At 64.4% G+C, this 18,207-nt stretch carries 18 protein-coding genes; 8 read left to right on the top strand and 10 right to left on the bottom strand.

Annotated features, from left to right (window positions below; translation table 11 throughout):
* Positions 1-90: 90 nt before the first annotated feature.
* The 4 genes from ACR9Y6_RS13950 to ACR9Y6_RS13935 are packed head-to-tail and all read right to left on the bottom strand — an operon-like array spanning position 91 to position 4,482.
* Positions 91-1,686 carry an NAD(P)/FAD-dependent oxidoreductase gene (locus tag ACR9Y6_RS13950; RefSeq protein ID WP_481281819.1) on the bottom strand — a complete coding sequence of 532 codons (1,596 nt, stop codon included), beginning with the start codon at positions 1,684-1,686 and terminating at the stop codon, positions 91-93.
* 29 nt (positions 1,687-1,715) lie between these two features.
* A complete protein-coding gene (locus tag ACR9Y6_RS13945) occupies positions 1,716-2,486 on the bottom strand; it encodes a glycosyltransferase family 2 protein (RefSeq protein WP_481281818.1) in 771 nt (256 codons plus the stop codon).
* On the bottom strand, positions 2,483-3,283 hold the full coding sequence (locus ACR9Y6_RS13940; protein WP_481281817.1) for a beta-ketoacyl synthase chain length factor: 801 nt from the start codon (positions 3,281-3,283) through the stop codon (positions 2,483-2,485). The genes ACR9Y6_RS13945 and ACR9Y6_RS13940 overlap by 4 nt, the downstream gene beginning before the upstream one ends.
* Positions 3,280-4,482 carry a beta-ketoacyl-[acyl-carrier-protein] synthase family protein gene (locus ACR9Y6_RS13935; RefSeq protein ID WP_481281816.1) on the bottom strand — a complete coding sequence of 401 codons (1,203 nt, stop codon included), beginning with the start codon at positions 4,480-4,482 and terminating at the stop codon, positions 3,280-3,282. The genes ACR9Y6_RS13940 and ACR9Y6_RS13935 overlap by 4 nt, the downstream gene beginning before the upstream one ends.
* Before the next feature lie 114 nt (positions 4,483-4,596).
* On the opposite strand from ACR9Y6_RS13935, the gene ACR9Y6_RS13930 reads away from it, so the two are divergent.
* Positions 4,597-5,307 carry an ElyC/SanA/YdcF family protein gene (locus ACR9Y6_RS13930; protein WP_481281815.1) on the top strand — a complete coding sequence of 237 codons (711 nt, stop codon included), beginning with the start codon at positions 4,597-4,599 and terminating at the stop codon, positions 5,305-5,307.
* A 96-nt stretch (positions 5,308-5,403) separates the two neighbouring features.
* The gene (gene hemF / locus ACR9Y6_RS13925) at positions 5,404-6,306 is read left to right on the top strand and encodes an oxygen-dependent coproporphyrinogen oxidase (RefSeq protein WP_481281814.1); all 903 of its coding nucleotides are present in this window, start codon (positions 5,404-5,406) and stop codon (positions 6,304-6,306) included.
* A gap of 7 nt (positions 6,307-6,313) precedes the next feature.
* Here hemF and ACR9Y6_RS13920 read toward each other — a convergent pair whose 3' ends face one another.
* Entirely contained in the window at positions 6,314-6,964 is a 651-nt protein-coding gene (locus ACR9Y6_RS13920; protein WP_481281813.1) for a DUF4097 family beta strand repeat-containing protein, read from the bottom strand.
* 163 nt (positions 6,965-7,127) lie between these two features.
* Between ACR9Y6_RS13920 and gpmA the strand changes: the two genes are divergently transcribed.
* Entirely contained in the window at positions 7,128-7,862 is a 735-nt protein-coding gene (gpmA, locus tag ACR9Y6_RS13915) for a 2,3-diphosphoglycerate-dependent phosphoglycerate mutase (protein ID WP_306848183.1), read from the top strand.
* Between the two features lie 127 nt (positions 7,863-7,989).
* On the top strand, positions 7,990-8,520 hold the full coding sequence (locus ACR9Y6_RS13910; RefSeq protein ID WP_481281812.1) for a CcdC protein domain-containing protein: 531 nt from the start codon (positions 7,990-7,992) through the stop codon (positions 8,518-8,520).
* Between the two features lie 22 nt (positions 8,521-8,542).
* On the opposite strand, the gene glnK is transcribed toward ACR9Y6_RS13910, so the two are convergent.
* Positions 8,543-8,881: a P-II family nitrogen regulator gene (glnK, locus tag ACR9Y6_RS13905; protein WP_371023665.1), complete on the bottom strand. Its 339-nt coding sequence runs from the start codon at positions 8,879-8,881 to the stop codon at positions 8,543-8,545.
* Between the two features lie 179 nt (positions 8,882-9,060).
* Between glnK and ubiK the strand changes: the two genes are divergently transcribed.
* The 3 genes from ubiK to ACR9Y6_RS13890 all read left to right on the top strand — a co-directional run bounded on the left by ubiK (position 9,061) and on the right by ACR9Y6_RS13890 (position 12,732).
* Positions 9,061-9,312 carry a ubiquinone biosynthesis accessory factor UbiK gene (gene ubiK, locus ACR9Y6_RS13900; protein WP_306849494.1) on the top strand — a complete coding sequence of 84 codons (252 nt, stop codon included), beginning with the start codon at positions 9,061-9,063 and terminating at the stop codon, positions 9,310-9,312.
* Positions 9,313-9,485: 173 nt separating this feature from the next.
* The gene (locus ACR9Y6_RS13895; RefSeq protein ID WP_481281811.1) at positions 9,486-10,985 is read left to right on the top strand and encodes a YifB family Mg chelatase-like AAA ATPase; all 1,500 of its coding nucleotides are present in this window, start codon (positions 9,486-9,488) and stop codon (positions 10,983-10,985) included.
* A 181-nt stretch (positions 10,986-11,166) separates the two neighbouring features.
* Positions 11,167-12,732, top strand: a complete 1,566-nt coding sequence (locus ACR9Y6_RS13890) for an N-acetylmuramoyl-L-alanine amidase family protein (protein ID WP_481281810.1) — start codon at positions 11,167-11,169, stop codon at positions 12,730-12,732.
* 231 nt (positions 12,733-12,963) lie between these two features.
* On the opposite strand, the gene aceA is transcribed toward ACR9Y6_RS13890, so the two are convergent.
* Both aceA and aceB read right to left on the bottom strand, forming a co-directional pair.
* On the bottom strand, positions 12,964-14,253 hold the full coding sequence (gene aceA / locus ACR9Y6_RS13885; RefSeq protein WP_481281809.1) for an isocitrate lyase: 1,290 nt from the start codon (positions 14,251-14,253) through the stop codon (positions 12,964-12,966).
* A gap of 25 nt (positions 14,254-14,278) precedes the next feature.
* Positions 14,279-15,877 carry a malate synthase A gene (aceB, locus tag ACR9Y6_RS13880; RefSeq protein ID WP_481281808.1) on the bottom strand — a complete coding sequence of 533 codons (1,599 nt, stop codon included), beginning with the start codon at positions 15,875-15,877 and terminating at the stop codon, positions 14,279-14,281.
* 253 nt (positions 15,878-16,130) lie between these two features.
* On the opposite strand from aceB, the gene ACR9Y6_RS13875 reads away from it, so the two are divergent.
* Positions 16,131-17,048: a LysR family transcriptional regulator gene (locus tag ACR9Y6_RS13875; RefSeq protein ID WP_481282734.1), complete on the top strand. Its 918-nt coding sequence runs from the start codon at positions 16,131-16,133 to the stop codon at positions 17,046-17,048.
* Between the two features lie 3 nt (positions 17,049-17,051).
* Here ACR9Y6_RS13875 and ACR9Y6_RS13870 read toward each other — a convergent pair whose 3' ends face one another.
* Both ACR9Y6_RS13870 and ACR9Y6_RS13865 read right to left on the bottom strand, forming a co-directional pair.
* Positions 17,052-17,510, bottom strand: coding sequence for a hypothetical protein (locus ACR9Y6_RS13870; protein ID WP_481281807.1), 459 nt, complete (start codon positions 17,508-17,510; stop codon positions 17,052-17,054).
* A 138-nt stretch (positions 17,511-17,648) separates the two neighbouring features.
* Positions 17,649-18,101, bottom strand: a complete 453-nt coding sequence (locus tag ACR9Y6_RS13865; protein ID WP_481282733.1) for a 1-acyl-sn-glycerol-3-phosphate acyltransferase — start codon at positions 18,099-18,101, stop codon at positions 17,649-17,651.
* Positions 18,102-18,207: the final 106 nt, after the last annotated feature.

Genomic DNA, 18,207 nt, shown 5'->3' with positions numbered 1-18,207 from the left:
AAGGGGACTGATGAGGAGCCTGACCGCTACCCTCCGGGCCGACCAGGAGAGTCTGCGCGGCATCCGTCTCACGGATCGCGACAGGGTACCTCAGGCGACGCGGGCGAACAGTTCCATGGGCGCATCTCGCGCAGCGAGCAGGTGCTCGTTGCCCTCCCTGAGCGAGGGATGATCCGCCGCGGCCCGTTCGACGATGCTCGCCGCCAGCGAACGCATCATGCGAACGTTCTCGCGCAACCGGTAGGCGAGGGTTTCGTCGTCGAGGGTGTCGTGCAACGTCGCGTTCATCGTGGCGAACCAGGTCAGGTCGCGCTGGTCCATCATGACCTTTCGGTTGCGACCTTCCGACATGGCGTGCCAGCGCTGGAAGAACGCCTGCATCTCGGTGTTGAGATCCGCCGATGCCATCAGCTCGGGCCCCATGCGAGTGATGAACGCCGCGTCGCCCAGGCGTTCCTGGAAGACGATCTGGCAAAGCACGCCCCAGTAATAGGCGTAGTCCCAGATGACCTTGATCGGCAGTACTTCCGGGTCGCCGAACAGGTTGTACTGCCCCCGATACATCCGCAACGTGCCTTCGTAGAACGAGAAGAACAGCCGCTCGTAGTGACGCGCATGCGCGTTCAGCGTCTCACCTTCGCGGTCCAGGCCGACCAGCAGCGTGATGTACGTATTGGCGATCGCGATGAAGTCGCTACCGGGCGAGTAGAACGGATCGAGGAACGCACCGGCCTCGCCCGTGAGGCCCCAACGATCCGGCGAGAACATCCTCGCGCACCCGTACGAAAAATGCCGGAAGAAGGCGAAGTCGAGCAGCTTGTCGCGCCGGTTGGCCACGTGCCGGGCGACGACGGGCTGGTGCTCCTGGAGCCACGCCAGGGCAAGGTCGAAGGTCTTCATCGTTTCCAGCGGATGCATCGACGCGTCCGCCACGATACCCACCGAATGGGCGCCTGACGACAAGGGAATCAGCCACACCCAATAGCCGGGTCCGCACAGGTGGTTCGTCGAGCGCCAGCGCTCGGGCGGCTCGCAGCGGCCCCTCCACGCAGCGTCGTCGCACCAGCCGTCGATCTCGAGCCTGTCGTCGATGCGGAACCACACGGCGTTGGCGTGATGGCCGTTATCGCGGGTGAGGTCCAGCTTGCGACGCATCAGCCCGGCACGGCCCGAGGCATCGAGCAGCCAGCGCGCCTGCAAGTCGCCGGTGCCGGTGGCCGTCTCGAAACGAATGGCATGCGGCCGGGTGCCGGCACCGATATCGAAGCCTCTGACCGTGACGCCCTCGCGGAAGTCGATGCCGCGGCGGCAAGCCTCTTCGCCGAGGAAGTTCTCCAGTATGCCGCGGTCGATCTGGTAACTCGGCGTCGGCAGGACGGCACTCACGCCCAGTTCGGTCACGTCGGCGAGATCGTCCCGCCCTTCGGAAAAGAAGAAGCGGAAGCCGAACTTGCGGATATGCGCATCCTCGAGATGCGCGCGCAGCCCCAGCGTATCCGCGAAGTAGTGCGCGGCGATCTCGACGGTGGACTCGCCCACCTTGTGGGCCGCCACGGGCAGCGGACGAGCCTGCCGCTCAAGCACGACGATATCCATGTCGGGATAGGCGCCCTTCAATTGCAGGGCCAGGGTGAGCCCGGCAAGGCCCCCTCCAAGGATGACGGCGTCGTGTGGCTTGCGATCCATCGTTTCGACCTCGTGCGTGGCTGCCCGAATCAATATGCCGTGTGCCCTGCTTCCCGGTCCTGGATGATCGTCGGCTTCGCGCGTGAGCGGCGATAGCTGGCGACGGCGTTTCCGTAGTGGATGATCCGGCCGACCGTATAGAACGTGATCCGGCTCACGTCGCGTACCGGGCTGAAGTGGCTCAGCCGGAATTCCCCCTGGTAACGCGAAGCGATAGGCACCGAGACCACGCCTATGCCGCGTTCACGGCAGGCGGTGATGAGGACGGCGGCCTCGAAGACGAAGTGTTCCGCGGGCAGGTCGACGAGGTCCAGCGTCTCTCTTGGATACAGCCGCTGTCCACTCTGCGTATCCGCGATCGCCCGTCCGCAGGCCCAGGAAATGCCCCAGTCCGCCACGGCGTTGGCGCGGCGCCGCCCCGGCGGTTGTTGTTCGCGTTGCAGCAGGCGTGCACCGATGACGATGCTTCCGGGGTAGCGGCGGCTCGCGGCGAGCATGGCGGGAATGTCGGAGGCGAGATGCTGGCCGTCGCCGTCCATGGTGACCACGGCGTCGTAGCCGTGGCGAAGGGCTTCGCGAAAGCCGGTGCGCAAGGCTTCGCCCTTGCCACGGCGTGTCTCGTGACGGAGCAGGGTCACTGGCATCGCACCGACGATGTCGGGCGTGCGGTCGTCGGAGCCGTCGTCGACGACGATCACGGGGAGCCCCAGTTCGAGCGCCTCGCCGACGACCCTGCCGATGGCGCGCTCTTCGTTGAGACACGGAATCAGGATGCAGCAGCGAGGTTCGGTGGAGTTCACGCGGCAACCTCCACGTCGATATGGAGATCGAGTCCGTTCGCGGCCGGTAAGCGCAAGGCGGTGGATCGGGTCAGCGCGAGGGCGCGCATGAGAGGGATGGCGCGCGCCGACGGGTTGCTCGCCGCGATGCCATCCAGCCATGGGTCGCCCATGGCCTCGCTACCGCTGTTGCCGGGCTCGGGCGTGATGTCGAGCCGTACCGCGGCACCGTCCGCCCGTGGCGACAGTACGAGTGCCGCCGCGAACGGACCCGTGGTGCTGGTCATGCCGCCGAGGGGACCGGTGCCTGCGATGTCGTAGCTGGCCAGCAACACGTCCCGGCCATCGGCCACGGCCAGCGTGGCTGCTTCGAGCAGGCCGGCACCGAAGACGTCTTCGCCACCCGATATCGCGCTGGAACTGGCGTGGCAGTGCGTGGCGATGGTCCAGTAACCGGCGGGTGCGTTGTGCACGGAATTATGGAAGCGTGTGGGTGAAAGTTCCGCGGGCGCACGGGCCAGCGTCTCGCACATATAGTCGGTGATGACCTGGTCGCCGTGGGCGGAAGCGAATACGCAGGGCAGGGTGGCCGCGTCGAGGCCACTCATGCGTACCGCCTGTCCGGCCACGGCCACGGCCAGCAACACGCTTTCCGGTGCACGGCGACGCTCGTTCGGTGGAAGGGTGTCGGCCATCGGCCGGTCGGTGGCACCGGGGGTTGCGCCGCCGGTGACGATTTCGCGGAACGCGTGCCAGTCCGCCGCGCCCGGCGCCCACAGGCCGATGCCCTTCACCCAGACCGATAGCGCGGCGCTCATGCGGCGTGTCCTGCGCGGGCGAAGGCGAGGCAGGCGTTGTTGCCGCCGAACCCGAAGGAATTGCTCAGTGCGATGCGGATGTCCCTCGCCTCGGGCCGCCATGCCATCTGCGGTCCGCATAGCGGGTCCGGCTCGTTCGCGCCGAGGTTGCCCGGGACACGTCCGTCGCGCATCGCGAGCAAGGTAAGCACCGTCTCGAGGATGCCGGCGGCGCCCAGCGTGTGGCCGGTGAAGCCCTTGGTGGAACTGGCCCGCGTCCGGGTGGGGAAGGTACGCGCGATGAGCGCGGCCTCGACTTCGTCGTTCTTCTGGCTCGCGGTGCCGTGCAGGTTGATGTAGTCCACATCGCCCGGCGCGATGCCTGCGCGGGCCAGCGCATCGCGCAGCGCCAGTTCGGCGCCGAGACCTTCCGGATGCGGCGTGGACATGTGGTGTGCGTCGCTGGCTTCGCCATAACCGATCAGGAGCGGTGCATCGTTCGGTTCGGTCACCCGTTCCAGGATGGCGAAACCGGCGGCTTCGCCGATCGAGATGCCGTCGCGCCGCGCATCGAACGGCCGGCAGGGATCGGGCGATACCAGCTCCAGCGAGTTGAAGCCGAACAGCACGCTATCGCACAGGCTGTCGGTACCGCCGACGATGGCGGCGTCGACGAGGCCCAGCCGGATCATCCGTTCCGCGTTGGCGAACACTTTCGCGCTCGACGAACAGGCGGTGGCGACGGTGAGGCATGGCCCCTCCAGCTCGAACGCGGCGGCGACGAAACCAGCGAGCGAATGGGGTGTATGCAACACCGGGCGATGCAGGTCGGCAGGCATGCGTCCATGGTCCAGGCGCCGGTAACCTTCCTCCGTGGCGCCGATGCTCGCGGTGGACGTGCCCAGCAAGACGGCGACCCGGCCACTGCCGTAGCGCTCGCGCGTGGCGCGCACGGCGTCGGCGAAACCGTCCTGGCGGAGAGCCAGCCAGGCCAGCCGGTTGTTGCGGCAATCCCAGTCGGACAATCCGGCGGGAAGCGGCTCTTCCTCCACGCCGGCAACGCGGCCTATCCAGCAGTCGAGCGGGGCGACACTGAAGTTGTTGGGCGACAGGCCGCCGCGTGAGGCGGCGAGGGCATCGGCGTGGGCCCGGAGGCCGCGGCCGAGGGCGGAGGTGGCGGTGTACGCGCGGATGGCGAGAGGAGGCATGGGATGGGGCATGCGGCGAGCCTATCCTTTTTGATCGACAGCGTCGCGTGAACGTGGACGGGCGTTCAGCCGATTGCACGGCGCGCCTGGAATACGCAGACTGCGCGTCTCCCCGGGATCGTCCCCATGTCCGGTATCCAAGCACCCAAAATCCTGCGCCGCGGTGTCTGGCGGTACCTGAGCGATCGCGACATCCTCATCGCGGCGCTGGTGACCGCGGTCGTTTTCGTCGGCAGCCTCGGCCTGCTGTACGCCGCGCACCTGGCGCGTGTCTGCTGGCTGGCCGGCCGCAGCCCGGCACGGGTGGCGGAGCGCAGGACCATGCTCGTTTTCGGCCGCCGCCTCGTCGACGACCGGCTGGAAACCGATTTCATCCAACGCCTCGCACGGGTGCGGGAACATGCGCTGGACGGGAAGGCCGAACGCGTGCTCCTGCTCGGCGGTTTCAGCGGTGGAACGATGAGCGAGGCGGACGCCGGTGAACGCTGGTTGTTGGCCGAAGGATGGCCGTCGACCGTGCCGATGCTGCTGGAACAGGTCTCCATCGATTCCCTGGAGAACCTGCGCCACGCACGGGTGTTGTTGCGCGAGCGCGACGATGTTCCCCTGCCTCGGGTCTGGTTGGTCACGAGCCGTTATCACCTCGCCCGTTGCCTCTATCTCGCCCGTCGCCTGGGCTTCGACGCCGGGCCTCTCGCGGCGGAAGAACGCTTGCCGCTGAGCCGGCGTTATGTCGCGAGGATCCTGATGGAGGCGGGCTACCTCATGTGGATCGATACGGGCATGCGCTGGGCCGCCTTGACCGGCAACCGGCGGATGGCCGGACGCATCTCCTGATGCGTCGGTTCCACGCGGCGGCGTGCCGCAGCGGGCTCGCCGTCGCGTCTTGCTAAGCTCCGCTACATTCCCCACTCGTAAGAGGCCACGCCTTCCATGTCCGGACAAGCCGACCTTGCCGAATCGTTCCTGCGCGGCCTGCAGGACCGCATCTGTGCCGCCATCGAAGCGGTCGACGGGACGGCTCGCTTCGAGGAAGACGCGTGGACGCGTCCCGCCGGCGGCGGTGGGCGCACGCGCGTGCTGCGCGATGGTGGCGTCTTCGAGCAAGCGGGCGTCAATTTCTCACGGGTATCCGGATCGCCCCTGCCTCCCAGCGCCACGGCGCACCGGCCGGACCTCGTCGGCGGCAGTTTCATCGCCACCGGCGTGTCGCTGGTCCTGCATCCGCGCAACCCGTATGTCCCCACCACCCACGCGAACGTGCGCTATTTCGAAGCCTCCAAGGAAGGCGCCGAGCCCGTCTGGTGGTTCGGCGGCGGATTCGACCTCACGCCGTTCTATCCGTTCGACGAGGACGTGCGCCATTGGCATGGCGTGGCGAAAAGCCTCTGTGAGCCGTATGGCGACGACGTGTACGCGCGCTACAAGCGCTGGTGCGACGAGTATTTCTACCTGAAGCACCGGGGCGAGACGCGCGGCGTCGGCGGGCTGTTCTACGACGACCTCAACGAGGGTGGTTTCGAACGCTGCATGGACTTCACCCGCGACGTCGGCGACGGTTTCCTCGATGCCTACCTGCCCATCGTGGAGCGCCGCCGCGGCATGCCCTGGGGCGAACGCGAACGCGAGTTCCAGCTGTATCGACGCGGCCGCTATGTGGAATTCAATCTCGTCTACGACCGCGGCACGCTGTTCGGCCTCCAATCCGGCGGACGCACCGAATCGATCCTGATGAGCCTGCCGCCTCGCGTGCGCTTCGAGTACGCCTACACGCCGGAAGCGGATACCCCTGAAGCGCGGCTGCAGGAATACCTGAAACCGCGCGACTGGGTCTGAGGGACGATTACGGCGCGCTGCCCGAGAACTTCTTCGCCGTGGCGCCTTCGATCTTGCCGACCGTCGCGGAATCGCTGACGTAGAGGTCGACGTCGCGTTCGAAGGTGAGCGAGCCCTGCACGACGGCACGCGGGCCGATCACGATCTTCGGCTTGCGGTCGTTGTTGTTGAACCAGCTCATCGAAGGCTTCTTCACGAGCAGGCCGCCCTCGACCCTGGAGCCTTCGCCGATGGTGACATCGGCGTTGACGGTCTCGATGCCGCCACCCACGTGCGCCTGGTCCAGCGAGATCTCGCCATTGACGTTCGACAGGCGGCCCTTGATGTCGGCGCCGCGATCGAGCCGCACCCGGCCGTTCACGGTCTCCACTTCGTCGCTGACCTTCGCCTGCTCGTGCAGCGTGACGGCGCCGTTGACCGTCTTCAGGACGGTGGCCGTGGCGGACTCGCCCAGTTCGACCGCGCCATTGACGGTGCTGGCCTTTTGTACGACCGCGCGGTCGCCGATGCGGACCGAGCCGTTGACCGAATGGACGTCCCCGGCGTGCTGGCCCGCCTCGACCGTGGCGCTGCCATTGACCTTGCTGATGTCGTCGTCGGCCAGGGCCGCGCCGGAAACGGAAAGTGCGATGAGCAGGGAAAGCAGGGTGCGGCGCATGTGTGTGGTACTCCACGGGTGGACTGGACCCCTAGGATGCACCTGAACCGGGGAAGGTTTAGCGTGACTGACGGCACGGGGGGCGTGGCGGGCACCCTGTGAAGTTGACGGGTCCCGGTGCAGGTTCCACCATCGGATTTTTCCTCTCCCTACGTTGGATGCCATGTACAAGCTCGTCATGATCCGCCACGGCCAGTCGGCCTGGAACCTCGAGAACCGCTTCAGCGGCTGGGCCGATGTCGACCTCAGCGAACAGGGCGTCGCCGAGGCTCGCGAAGCCGGGCGCCTGCTCAAGGAAGCCGGCTTCACCTTCGACCTGGCCCACACCTCCTACCTCAAGCGCGCGGTGCGTACGCTCTGGCACGTGCAGGACGAGATGGACCTGATGTGGATCCCGGTGGTCACCGACTGGCGGCTCAACGAACGCCACTACGGTGCACTGACCGGCCTCAACAAGGCCGAGACCGCCGCCAAGTACGGCAACGAGCAAGTGCATATCTGGCGCCGCAGCTACGACACCCCGCCGCCGCCGCTGGAACCGGGCGCGAAGTCCTTCGCCGACGATGGCCGTTACGAGGGCATCGATGTGCCGTTGACGGAATGCCTGAAGGACACGGTGGCCCGCGTGCTGCCTTATTGGGACGAGGTGCTGGCGCCAGCCATCCGCGCGGGCAACAACGTGTTGATGGCTGCGCACGGCAATTCCATGCGCGCATTGGTGAAGTATTTCGACGGGATATCCGACGACGATATCGCCGAACTGAACATCCCCAACGGCATCCCCCTGGTCTACGAATTCGACGCCGACCTCAAGCCCGTGAATCACTACTACCTGGGCGACCAGGCGGAGATCGAGGCCAAGATGGCCGCCGTGGCGAACCAGGGCAAGGCCAGGTAAGACGTCGGCCGGGCCCCAGAGGAAATAGAGGGTGACATCCGTCACCCTCGATGGGTCACAACCGCCCCTCGAACCAAAACGGCGGCTCGCTAACCTAGCCTCACACCGACCAACCGAGGCCCACGCCATGCTGGCTCCATCCGCCATTCCCTTGATCGTCGCCCCGCTGATGGCCTTCGCCGTCTACCGCCGTGTCCGTGGCAGCTTCGGCAGGCAGCCGATCCGCACGAAGCGGATGACCGTCCGGGTCGTGATGTTCGCCGTCATCGTGGGCCTGATGATGCTCTCCGGCCTGCAGGATATCCGCCTCGCCGAGGGCGCATTGGGTGGGGCGGCGATCGGGGCCTGCCTGGCTCTCCTGGTGGGCCTGCGCCTGACCCGGTTCGAGCAAGGCACCGACGGTACCGACTTCTACATACCCAACCCCTGGGTTGGCGGCGCGTTGTCGGCCCTGCTGCTCGGGCGGCTGGCCTGGCGTTTCCTGGTCCTCGCCCCCGCGTTCGCCAGCGGCAGCACCGCCGCCGTGCAGGGTCCGGCCCCTGGAAACAGCCCGCTGACGATGCTGGTGGTGGGCCTGACCGTGGGCTATTACCTCGCCTACTACACTGGCGTGCTGATCCATCACCGTCGCTACAAGCGGCAGTGGCAGGCGGCCTGACGCCGCCTGCGGGCGCCCTCGGTCAGAGGGCGTCGTTGTCCAGTTCGCCGGTGCGGATCCGTACCACCTGGTCTAGCGGGCTGACGAAGATCTTGCCGTCGCCGATCTTGCCCGTCCGCGCCGCCTGCTGGATCGCTTCGACCACCCGCTCGATCTGCTCGTCGGCCACGGCGACCTCCAGTTTGATCTTGGGCAGGAAGTCCACCACGTACTCAGCGCCTCGGTAGAGTTCGGTATGGCCTTTCTGTCGGCCGAAACCCTTCACTTCCGTCACCGTCACGCCCTGGACGCCCACATCGGCGAGGGCCTCGCGGACGTCGTCCAGCTTGAACGGCTTGATGATGGCGACCACCAGCTTCATGTATCACTCCTCGGGGCGCGGCCGGCCGCCGGCGCGCGAAAGGCCATTGTGCCATCCGGGTCCCGGATCGTCTCCATACGGTGGCTTGTAGGAAAAACCCTACACGACGTGTAGGCGTACGCCTATAGCGCCTACAATTCCATCACTTAGAATTCATCCACGACATCGAGGTGCGCAAGATGGATGTGCAGGGTATCGATCAACTCGCACAGCGGTTGGCATCGTTGGTTCCGCCAGGGTTGGCGCAAGCGCGTGAGGACATGCAGGCCAACTTCAAAGACATTCTGGCGCAGGGACTTCGCCGCCTCGATCTCGTAACCCGCGAAGAATTCGATGTTCAGAGCCAGGTACTGGCTCGTACGCGCGAAAGGCTGGAAGCCTTGGAACAACGGCTTGCCGAGCTCGAGGCAAGCACGCAGCACGGCCAATAGGACGGCCACAGGTCCCGGGACCGCCCCCGATCCGTCACCCTCACCCCGAGAGCGGTCGGGGGCGGTTATTTTCCCAGCGAACGCAAGGGAGTGCGTATGCGAACCGGATCCCCTCAGGATCATGAGCGGTCGCGCTCCCACGCGATTCGTTACCGGTTACGATATCCGTCGTCATGAGCCTCGCCGTCACCCTCTCGCGCGCGCAGGAAGGTGTCGCGGCGCCGCAGGTGGTCGTCGAAGTCCACCTCTCCGGCGGTTTGCCATCCACCTCGATCGTCGGCCTGCCCGAAGCGGCGGTCCGTGAGGCGCGTGACCGCGTGCGCGTGGCGATTCAGAACACCGCCTTCGAGTACCCCAACCGCCGTATCACGGTGAATCTCGCTCCCGCGGAACTGCCGAAGGACGGCGGCCGCTTCGATCTCGCCATCGCCCTCGGCATCCTTGCCGCCGGGTCCCAGGTGCCGCGCGAGCGTCTCGACGATTGTGAATTCCTGGGCGAGCTTGCCCTTTCCGGCGAACTTCGTGCCGTCCCGGGCATCCTCCCGGCCCTGATCCGCGCCCGCCGCTGCGGCCGCCGCATCGTCGTGCCGCGTGCGAACGCGGCCGAGGCCGCGCTCATCGGGGAGGGAGACGTCCTCCTCGCCGACAGCCTCGCCGAGGTCTGCGCCTGGCTGAGCGGCCGCGCGGACCTCACCGCACCCGCGGCCGCCGATTTCTACGACATGCCGACCTGCGGTCCGGACATGCGCGATGTGCGTGGCCAGTACCAGGCGCGACGCGCCCTGGAGATCGCCGCCGCCGGCTGTCATCACCTGTTGCTGATCGGCCCACCGGGTACGGGCAAGACCATGCTCGCGGAACGCCTGCCCGGCATCCTCCCTCCGATGACGGAATCCGAAGCGCTGGAAAGCTGCGCCGTCCGGTCGCTGTCCGGTGAGGAGATCGATCCCGGCTGCTGGCGCCGACGCCCGTTCCGTTCGCCGCACCACACCGCATCGGGCGTGGCACTCGTGGGAGGAGGTTCGTCGCCGCGCCCTGGCGAGATATCCCTCGCGCACAATGGAGTGCTGTTTCTCGACGAGCTTCCCGAATTCAGCCGGCACGTCCTGGAGGTCCTGCGGGAGCCGTTGGAATCGGGCCAGATCGTCATTTCACGCGCGGCGCGTCAATCGACTTTCCCCGCGGAGTTCCAACTCGTCGCCGCGATGAATCCCTGTCCCTGCGGCTATGCGGGCGACCCCCTGCACGAATGCCGTTGCACGCCGGACCAGGTGCAGCGTTACCGCGGCCGCATCTCCGGTCCGCTGCTCGATCGCATCGATCTTTGCGTGGAAGTTCCGCGCGTCGCCATCGCCGAACTCTCCTCCGCCCCTGGTCCCCATGATGACGACAGCGCAACGGTGAGACAGCGTGTGATCAAGGCGCGCGAGAAAGCGCTGATGCGTGCCGGCCAACCCAATTCCGAATTGAGCGTGGTCAACCTCGAACGCGACTGCGCACTGCCTTCGGCGGAGCGCGAATGGCTGGAAAGTGCGCTGGATAAACTCGGCGCGTCGGCGCGGGCGTATCACCGCATCTTGCGAGTGGCGCGGACGATCGCGGATATCGAGGGTGGCAGTGGGTGCGTGGAGCAGGCGCATCTGGCGGAAGCGTTGCATTACCGACGTTTCTGATGCGTTCGTCAGCCGGTGACGCGTGTGCATGCGTCGCCGGGACGGCTTACGTTTGAATGCCCGATCCTTACCGGGCATCGCGGGCGAGATCCGCTATGGGACCTTCATCGAAGAGACGAGAGTGATCGGGCAGTGAATGCCGGTGTACGGCGTTCTGCGTCTCGTCCCGAGGAGGACTTCGATGGATATGTCGTCGCGATGGACTGTAGGCCGAATCGCATGGGCAATGACTATTGCTCTTACGATGGGGTCAATGGCCGCTCATGCAAAAGGCGCACTGGAACATGCTCCAGTGGCTACAAACGCCTCCGCTCCTCCCGCTGCACCACCGGAGGAACGCTTCGAACTGGAGCCGATCCTCACCGCTATCGTGCAAAGTCACGTTGCCGCAGAGGAGCGGTTACCAGGACAACAACCGATCGTCGTACCGCATGTCTGGTACAGCGATACGGGTGATGTGCTGAATGTCGAACTAGGAAAGGCCTATCTGCCTACCGATTACACGATAACGTTCGAAGAACGGGTGAGTGCCATCACTAGCTTATTGATCACGTATACGCAGCAGCGCACGCCAATCTACAACGTGGATGTATGGTTCGAAGGGAAGGATATATTTTTCTACTTTCCAGAAGAGCGAGGTCCGGAGGATCGAATCGTGCCGAGATCAGTACAAGGAGCGAAACATCGGCCTAGACGAGATCTTGGGAAAGGGCGAGTGTTGGTTTCGGCGGGGCACGGGATCTACTACAACTCACGTTACAAAGATTGGAGGGCACAGCGAGATCCCGTAAACCATATGGTGGAGGATTTTTCGACACCCGCCTTTGCGCGGCGTCTGGAGAAATTTCTTCAAGAACGGGGCGGAGCCGAAGTCATTCAGGCAAGGTCGGCAGAGGGGGCCCGACATTCAGATAGCGGCATGCCGTGGCACTACATGGCTGCCCGCTACCATATACAGGCGATGCTTCCGGAGCTTCCTTCTATATGGGGCAGTCCAGGTAAAAGTGCACTTGGTATGGAAGAGCGAGACCAAGATATTAGAAGCAGGCCGCTCTTTGCCAATCATCTGGGCGTTGATGCGGCGATACATTTGCATACAAATGCCGACGCAAGCCCGGAGACTCGTGGCATCAGGGTTTTTCACCACGTCAAGAGTCCTGAGAGCGAACACTTCGCGGACCTTGCCTTGTGCTATATGAAAGAAAGTCTGAGCTCCAATGCTTTCTACGCAAATTTTCCGATCTTGTCGCATGCAAGTCGAGAGAATCATGCAGAGAACAGATTGGCAGATATGCCTAGCATTATCGCCGAGTTGGGCTTTCACACGAACAAGGACGATGCGAATGCTATCCAGAGTGATAGCTTTCAAGTACTCACGATGCGAGGACTTGAGAAGGCTTACCGGCTGTTTAGACAAGGCAACGGGTGCGTCCCCTTCGACGCAACTTACTCGGATGTGACGGTGATGTCCGACTCGACCGCCGCGGCATCAATCACGTTCGCTGGGTTCCCCCGTTTCCCGGTGAGGTTGGAATCCGTTGTTGCGGAATGTCCTTCCGGGGTCATGTGCTGGCCCATTGCTGGTTATTTCAAAGACCCGACCGCACCTCTGACGATGTCGCACAGCTGCCTGGCGAAAGAGCCCTTCACCATGAAATGGAATGTGCGTTTCATCGACGCGGATGGCATTTCTGCCCGAACTACCGCCGTCATGCACTGCAAACCGAAGGCCAAGACTCCCTCGTAGGAGTTAATACTTATTTCATGTACTGGCGGGTTGACAAATAGTGGGGTCGGGCGGAGAATTCTGTACCAGGCGGTTCTCTTAATGGGCTGCCCGCCCCGTCCCGGTGTTGGATACCCCTCCCTCCCCCCGCTCCAACACCGGGACCCGGCCTTTCTTCTCGCGGCATTCCCCTCGTTGCCCGGATCGGCCCGCCTCCTTGGCGCTGGCCGATTTTTACTTTCTGGCCCGCTCTCAGGCCGCCGAAGCCGGGTGGAACTGCTCTTCCTCGGTGGAGCCGCTGAGTGCCGAGAGCGAACTCAGGGAGCCCGAGATCACCTGGTTCACCGTGTCGAAGTAGCCCGTGCCGACCTCGCGCTGGTGCTTGGCGGCCGTGTAGCCGTCCTTCTCCGCCGCGAACTCCGCTTCCTGCAATTCGACGTAGGCGGCCATCTGACGATCGCGGTAGCCGCGTGCCAGCTGGAACATCGAGTAGTTGAGCGCATGGAAGCCGGCAAGGGTGATGAACTGGAAGGCGTAGCCCATCTCTCCCAACTGCTTCTGAAAGGTGGCGATGGTCTTTTCGTCCAGGTTCTTCTTCCAGTTGAAGCTCGGCGAACAGTTGTAGGCGAGCTTCTTGCCAGGGAACTTCGCATGGATGGCATCGGCGAAGCGGCGCGCCTGTTCCATGTCCGGCGTCGCCGTCTCGCACCAGATCAGGTCCGCATACGGTGCGTAGGCAAGCCCACGGCTGATCGCCTGCTCGATACCCTGCTTGGCCTCATAAAAGCCCTCGACCGTGCGCTTGCCGGTGAGGAAGGGCTTGTCGTAATCGTCGACGTCCGACGTGACCAGGCCTGCGCCCATTGCATCGGTGCGCGCGACGATCAGCGTGGGCACGCCCGCCACGTCCGCGGCGAGGCGGGCGGCGACCAGTTTCTGCACCGCTTCCTGCGTCGGCACCAGCACCTTGCCACCCATGTGGCCGCACTTCTTCGCGCTGGCGAGCTGGTCCTCGAAATGCACGCCGGCGGCGCCGGCCTCGATCATGTGGGTCATCAATTCGTACGCGTTCAATACACCGCCGAAGCCGGCTTCCGCATCCGCGACGATCGGCACGAGCCAATCGATGTTGTCCTTGCCTTCGGCATGGTGGATCTGATCGGCGCGCAGCAGGGTCTTGTTGATCTTGCGGACGACGTTCGGCACCGAGTCGACCGGATACAGCGATTGATCGGGATACATCGTGCCCGCCGTGTTCGCGTCGGCGGCCACCTGCCAGCCGGACAGGTAGATGGCCTGCAACCCCGCCTTCACCTGCTGCATCGCCTGATTGCCCGTCAGCGCACCGAGTGCGTTGACGTAGGGCTTGTCGTGGATGGAGCGCCACAGGCGCTCCGCGCCGCGCCGGGCAAGCGTGTACTCGACCTGGACCGTGCCGCGCAGGCGGATCACGTCCTCGGCCGTGTAGGGGCGCTCGACGTTGCTCCAGCGTTCGTTGTTCTTCCAGTCGAGCGTGATCTGTTCGGCGGTATGCGTCTTCATCGTGGGGCTCCGTGGAAAGAAGATTTCAGGCCAGGTGTTCGTAGGCGGGCAGGGTGAGGAAATCGCGTAGCTCGTCGGCATGGGTGAGCGCGGAGATCAGCGCGGCGGCTTCCTCGGCACGACTGGCTCCGGGCTGGGTGCTTTCGCGCAGGCGGTGGCAATGCGTTGCCAGGGCGTGATCGAACAAGGCCATGTCGATGTGCGCGTGGTCGCTGAATTCCAGCGGGCCGTGATGCAGCCATTGCCACAGTTGGGCGCGGGCTATCTCGGCGGTGGCCGCGTCTTCCATCAGGTTATGGATCGGCACGCAGCCAAGACCCTCCAGCCAGGCGGCGGTGTAGCGCAGGCAGACCTCGACGTTGTTGTCGAAACCTTGCCGCGTGATCGTGCCGATGGCGGGTGCGATCAACGCGTCGCGGGTCACCTGGACATCCTCGCGCAGCACATGCAACTGGTTCGGCGTCGGCATGTGTTCGTCGAAGATCGATCGTGCGATGGGAACCAGGGCGGGATGCGCGACCCATGTGCCGTCGTGGCCGGCGGTGACCTCACGCAGTTTGTCCGCGCGCACCTTGGCCATCGCCGCCTCGTTCGCGGTGTCATCGCCGCGGATCGGAATCTGTGCGGCCATGCCGCCCATCGCGAAGGCGCCACGGCGGTGACAGGTGTGGATCAGCAACTCCGAATACGCCTTGAGGAAGGGCACGGTCATCACGACCTGTCCACGCTCGGGGAGCAGGCGATCGGCATGGTTACGGAACGTCTTGAGGTAGGAAAAGATGTAGTCCCACCGACCGCAGTTGAGGCCGACGACGCGATCGCGCAATGCATGCAGGATCTCGTCCATCTGGAACACGGCAGGCAACGTCTCGATGAGCACCGTGGCCTTCATCGTTCCATACGGAAGGCCAAGCTCGCTTTCGGCGTGTGTCATCACGTCATTCCATAACGCGGCTTCTTCCATGCTCTGCAGCTTCGGCAGATAGAAGTAGGGGCCGCGGTCCCGCTCGTGCAGCGTATTCGCGTTATGGAATGCGAACAGGCCGAAATCCACCAGGGCGCCGGCGACCACATCGCCGTCGACTTCCGCGTGACGCTCCGGCAGGTGCCAGCCGCGCGGACGCACCACCAGCACGGCGGGATCCTTGCCCACGCGGTACACCTTGCCTTCGGCGTTGGTGAACTCGATGCTCCCGTCCACCGCATCGCGAAGGTTGCGCTGACCGTCCATCTGGTTGGCCCAGGTCGGGGCGCTCGAGTCCTCGAAGTCGGCCATGAACACCCTGGCGCCGGAGTTCAGCGCGTTGATGATCATCTTGCGTTCCACCGGGCCCGTGATTTCCACGCGGCGATCACGGAGTGCAAGGGGGATGGGGGCGACCGACCAGTCATCTTTCCGAATGGAAGCGGTATCCGCGCGGAAGTCGGGCAGTTCGCCTGCGTCATATCGCTGTTGCCGGGCCACGCGTTCCGCCAGCAGGGCAAGGCGGCGGCCGTCGAAGCGGCGGTGGAGTCCGGCCACGAAGGCGACGGCGGCGGGCGTCAGGATGTCGCTGTAGGCGCCTCTATCGTCGCCGAAGCGGATGCCGGCCTGCGGGTCGATCGCGATCTTGGGAACTGCCATGGGACTGAGCCTCCGGACGTAGGTCTGGTATCCACGCTAGGCCCGGGGCTATGCTTTTGACAAAGCATATGTTTCAAAGACAAGCATTAACAATGTTAATGAATATGGTAAATGATTGACTTAAATGGAGTTGCCGGTGACAAAGAAGCTGAATCCCGTCGGTGAAAAGGCCACGAAGGCTTCGCGCGGCAAGACGCGGGCCGCCGATTCGGGAAGCGATGCCGCCGCCCGCTTCTACTACAAGGGCAACCGCCTGAAGCAGTTGAGAGCCTTCGTCTACATCACGCGCCTGGGCACTCTCAGTCGTGCCGCGGAGGCACTGTTCCTGTCTCAGCCCTCCGTGAGCTTGCAGCTGAAGGCGCTGGAGCGGGAATTGGGAGCTCCGCTCCTGGAACGGACCCGCCGTCGCGTCACTCTTACCGATGCCGGAGAGGCGCTCTACGAGATGGCCCGTCCGCTCGTGGAAGGGCTCGAGAACCTGGATCGCGAGTTCCACACGAAGACTCGTGGCTCCCAGGGAGGGAAGCTCACGGTGGCGGCGGGCTCGTCCACCATCCAATACCTGCTGCCCGAGCTGGTGAAGGCCTACCGCGAGCGCTACCCGTCGGTGCACCTGCAACTGGCCAACGTCACGGGCAAGGATGGCCTTGCCTTGTTGCGCGCCGACGAAGCGGACATCGCCATCGGCTCGATGCTCGATGTGCCGAACGACATCGCATGGGCACCGGTCTATCACTACGATCCGATGCTGATCATGCCGCCGGATCATCCGCTCGCCTCGCTCGACGACATCCGCCTGGAGGACTTGTCGCCGTACGGGCTGATCCTTCCCCCTCAGCGGCTGACCACGTTTCGCCTGGTCGACATGGTGTTCCAGCAACGGCACGTGCCGTATACCGTCGCAATCGAAGTGGGTGGCTGGGACGTGATCAAGCAGTACGTGGCGATGGGGCTGGGCATTTCCATCGTCACCGGCATCTGCATCACGGAAGCCGACCGTGAGCGGCTCGCCGTGCGCAACCTGCGCCAGTTCTTTCCCCAGCGAAGCTACGGCGTCGTCATGCGCAAGGGCAAGTTCCTCAGCCCGGAGGCACGCGCGTTCATCGACCTGATCCGCCCCGGCTTGCTGACGCATCGCGATTACGACGAGTCGGGGCATTCAGAACGCTGACTTTTACCCGTAGATATCAACCGGGCGTATCCCCTTGATGGCTGCCGCCAAATAATTCAAGCCACGGGCACTCATGGCGAACTCTGCGTACAGCCGTTCCGGAGCGAAGTTCCCTTGCTTGCGCGACACGGCTTTCGCAACGGCAAGACCTTGGCGTACGTCGCGCAGAAAGTCGAACGGAATATCTGGACCGGGCTTGCCATGGGCATCGAGTGTGAAATCCTTGATCTTGTCTAACGCAGACCCGGACATCAGGCCCTCTTTACGCAGTGCCGAAGCGATTACAAGCAATTCCGAAGGACGCACGCGCGTCAGGTCCATTTGCTTGAGCGACTGCTTCACAGGGCCAGGAAGGCGCCACGAAAGCCGTACCGGGTCACAGCGATGCTGACCGACCTTGCCCAGTACATCGACTTTCGCAGGCGGAGTATCAAATCGCCTGAGCCATGATGGAATGATCATGAAGCGCACTCGCTAAAAGTAGATAGCGAGCGTCGCGCATAAAACAGTCAGGTGTTGTCAGGAATGTGCAGCGTGCCGAGTAGCTGAAGTACTCAAAGCTATCTCGCTCCTTCCCTGTGGGATTGGCGCGTCAGAACATCAAACGCCGCGGTGCTTGCCGCGGTACCCGGCGAACATGGCGCGAATGGAGGCGAGATCGCCCTCGATGTCCGCACTGGCATTCACCAGCGGGCCCACCGTGAACGTCTTCGTCGGGTAATCGATGAAGACGGTCTGGATGGGAACGCCAGCGGCACGGGCGATGCGCAGGAAGCCGGACTTCCACTGCTTCACCGCCTTGCGCGTGCCTTCCGGCGCAATGCCAAGCCACATCTTGTCGTGCGTGGCGAATCGCTCGACCATCTGGTCCACGACGTTCGTCGCCGCGGAACGGTCGATGGGGATCATGCCGAGGCGGCGCACGATGGGACCGAAGGGGCCATTGAGCACTTCGCGCTTGATCATCACGCCCAGGTCGAGGCCGAGCGCCGACTTCATCAGCAAACCCCACACGCCGTCCCAATAAGACGAATGTGGCGCACCTATGAGCACGACCTTGGGCAAGTCGGGCAGTTCGCCTACAAGCCGCCATCCACTCAAGCCGATCGCCCGGCGGCAGAAGCGCTTCCACCATGAGTCGGGCAACGATGGCACCTGG

This window comes from Luteibacter sp. TLI7-4A (assembly GCF_056754745.1).
Note: the sequence above shows the minus strand (reverse complement) of the source record. Positions and strands in the feature narration are given on the sequence as shown.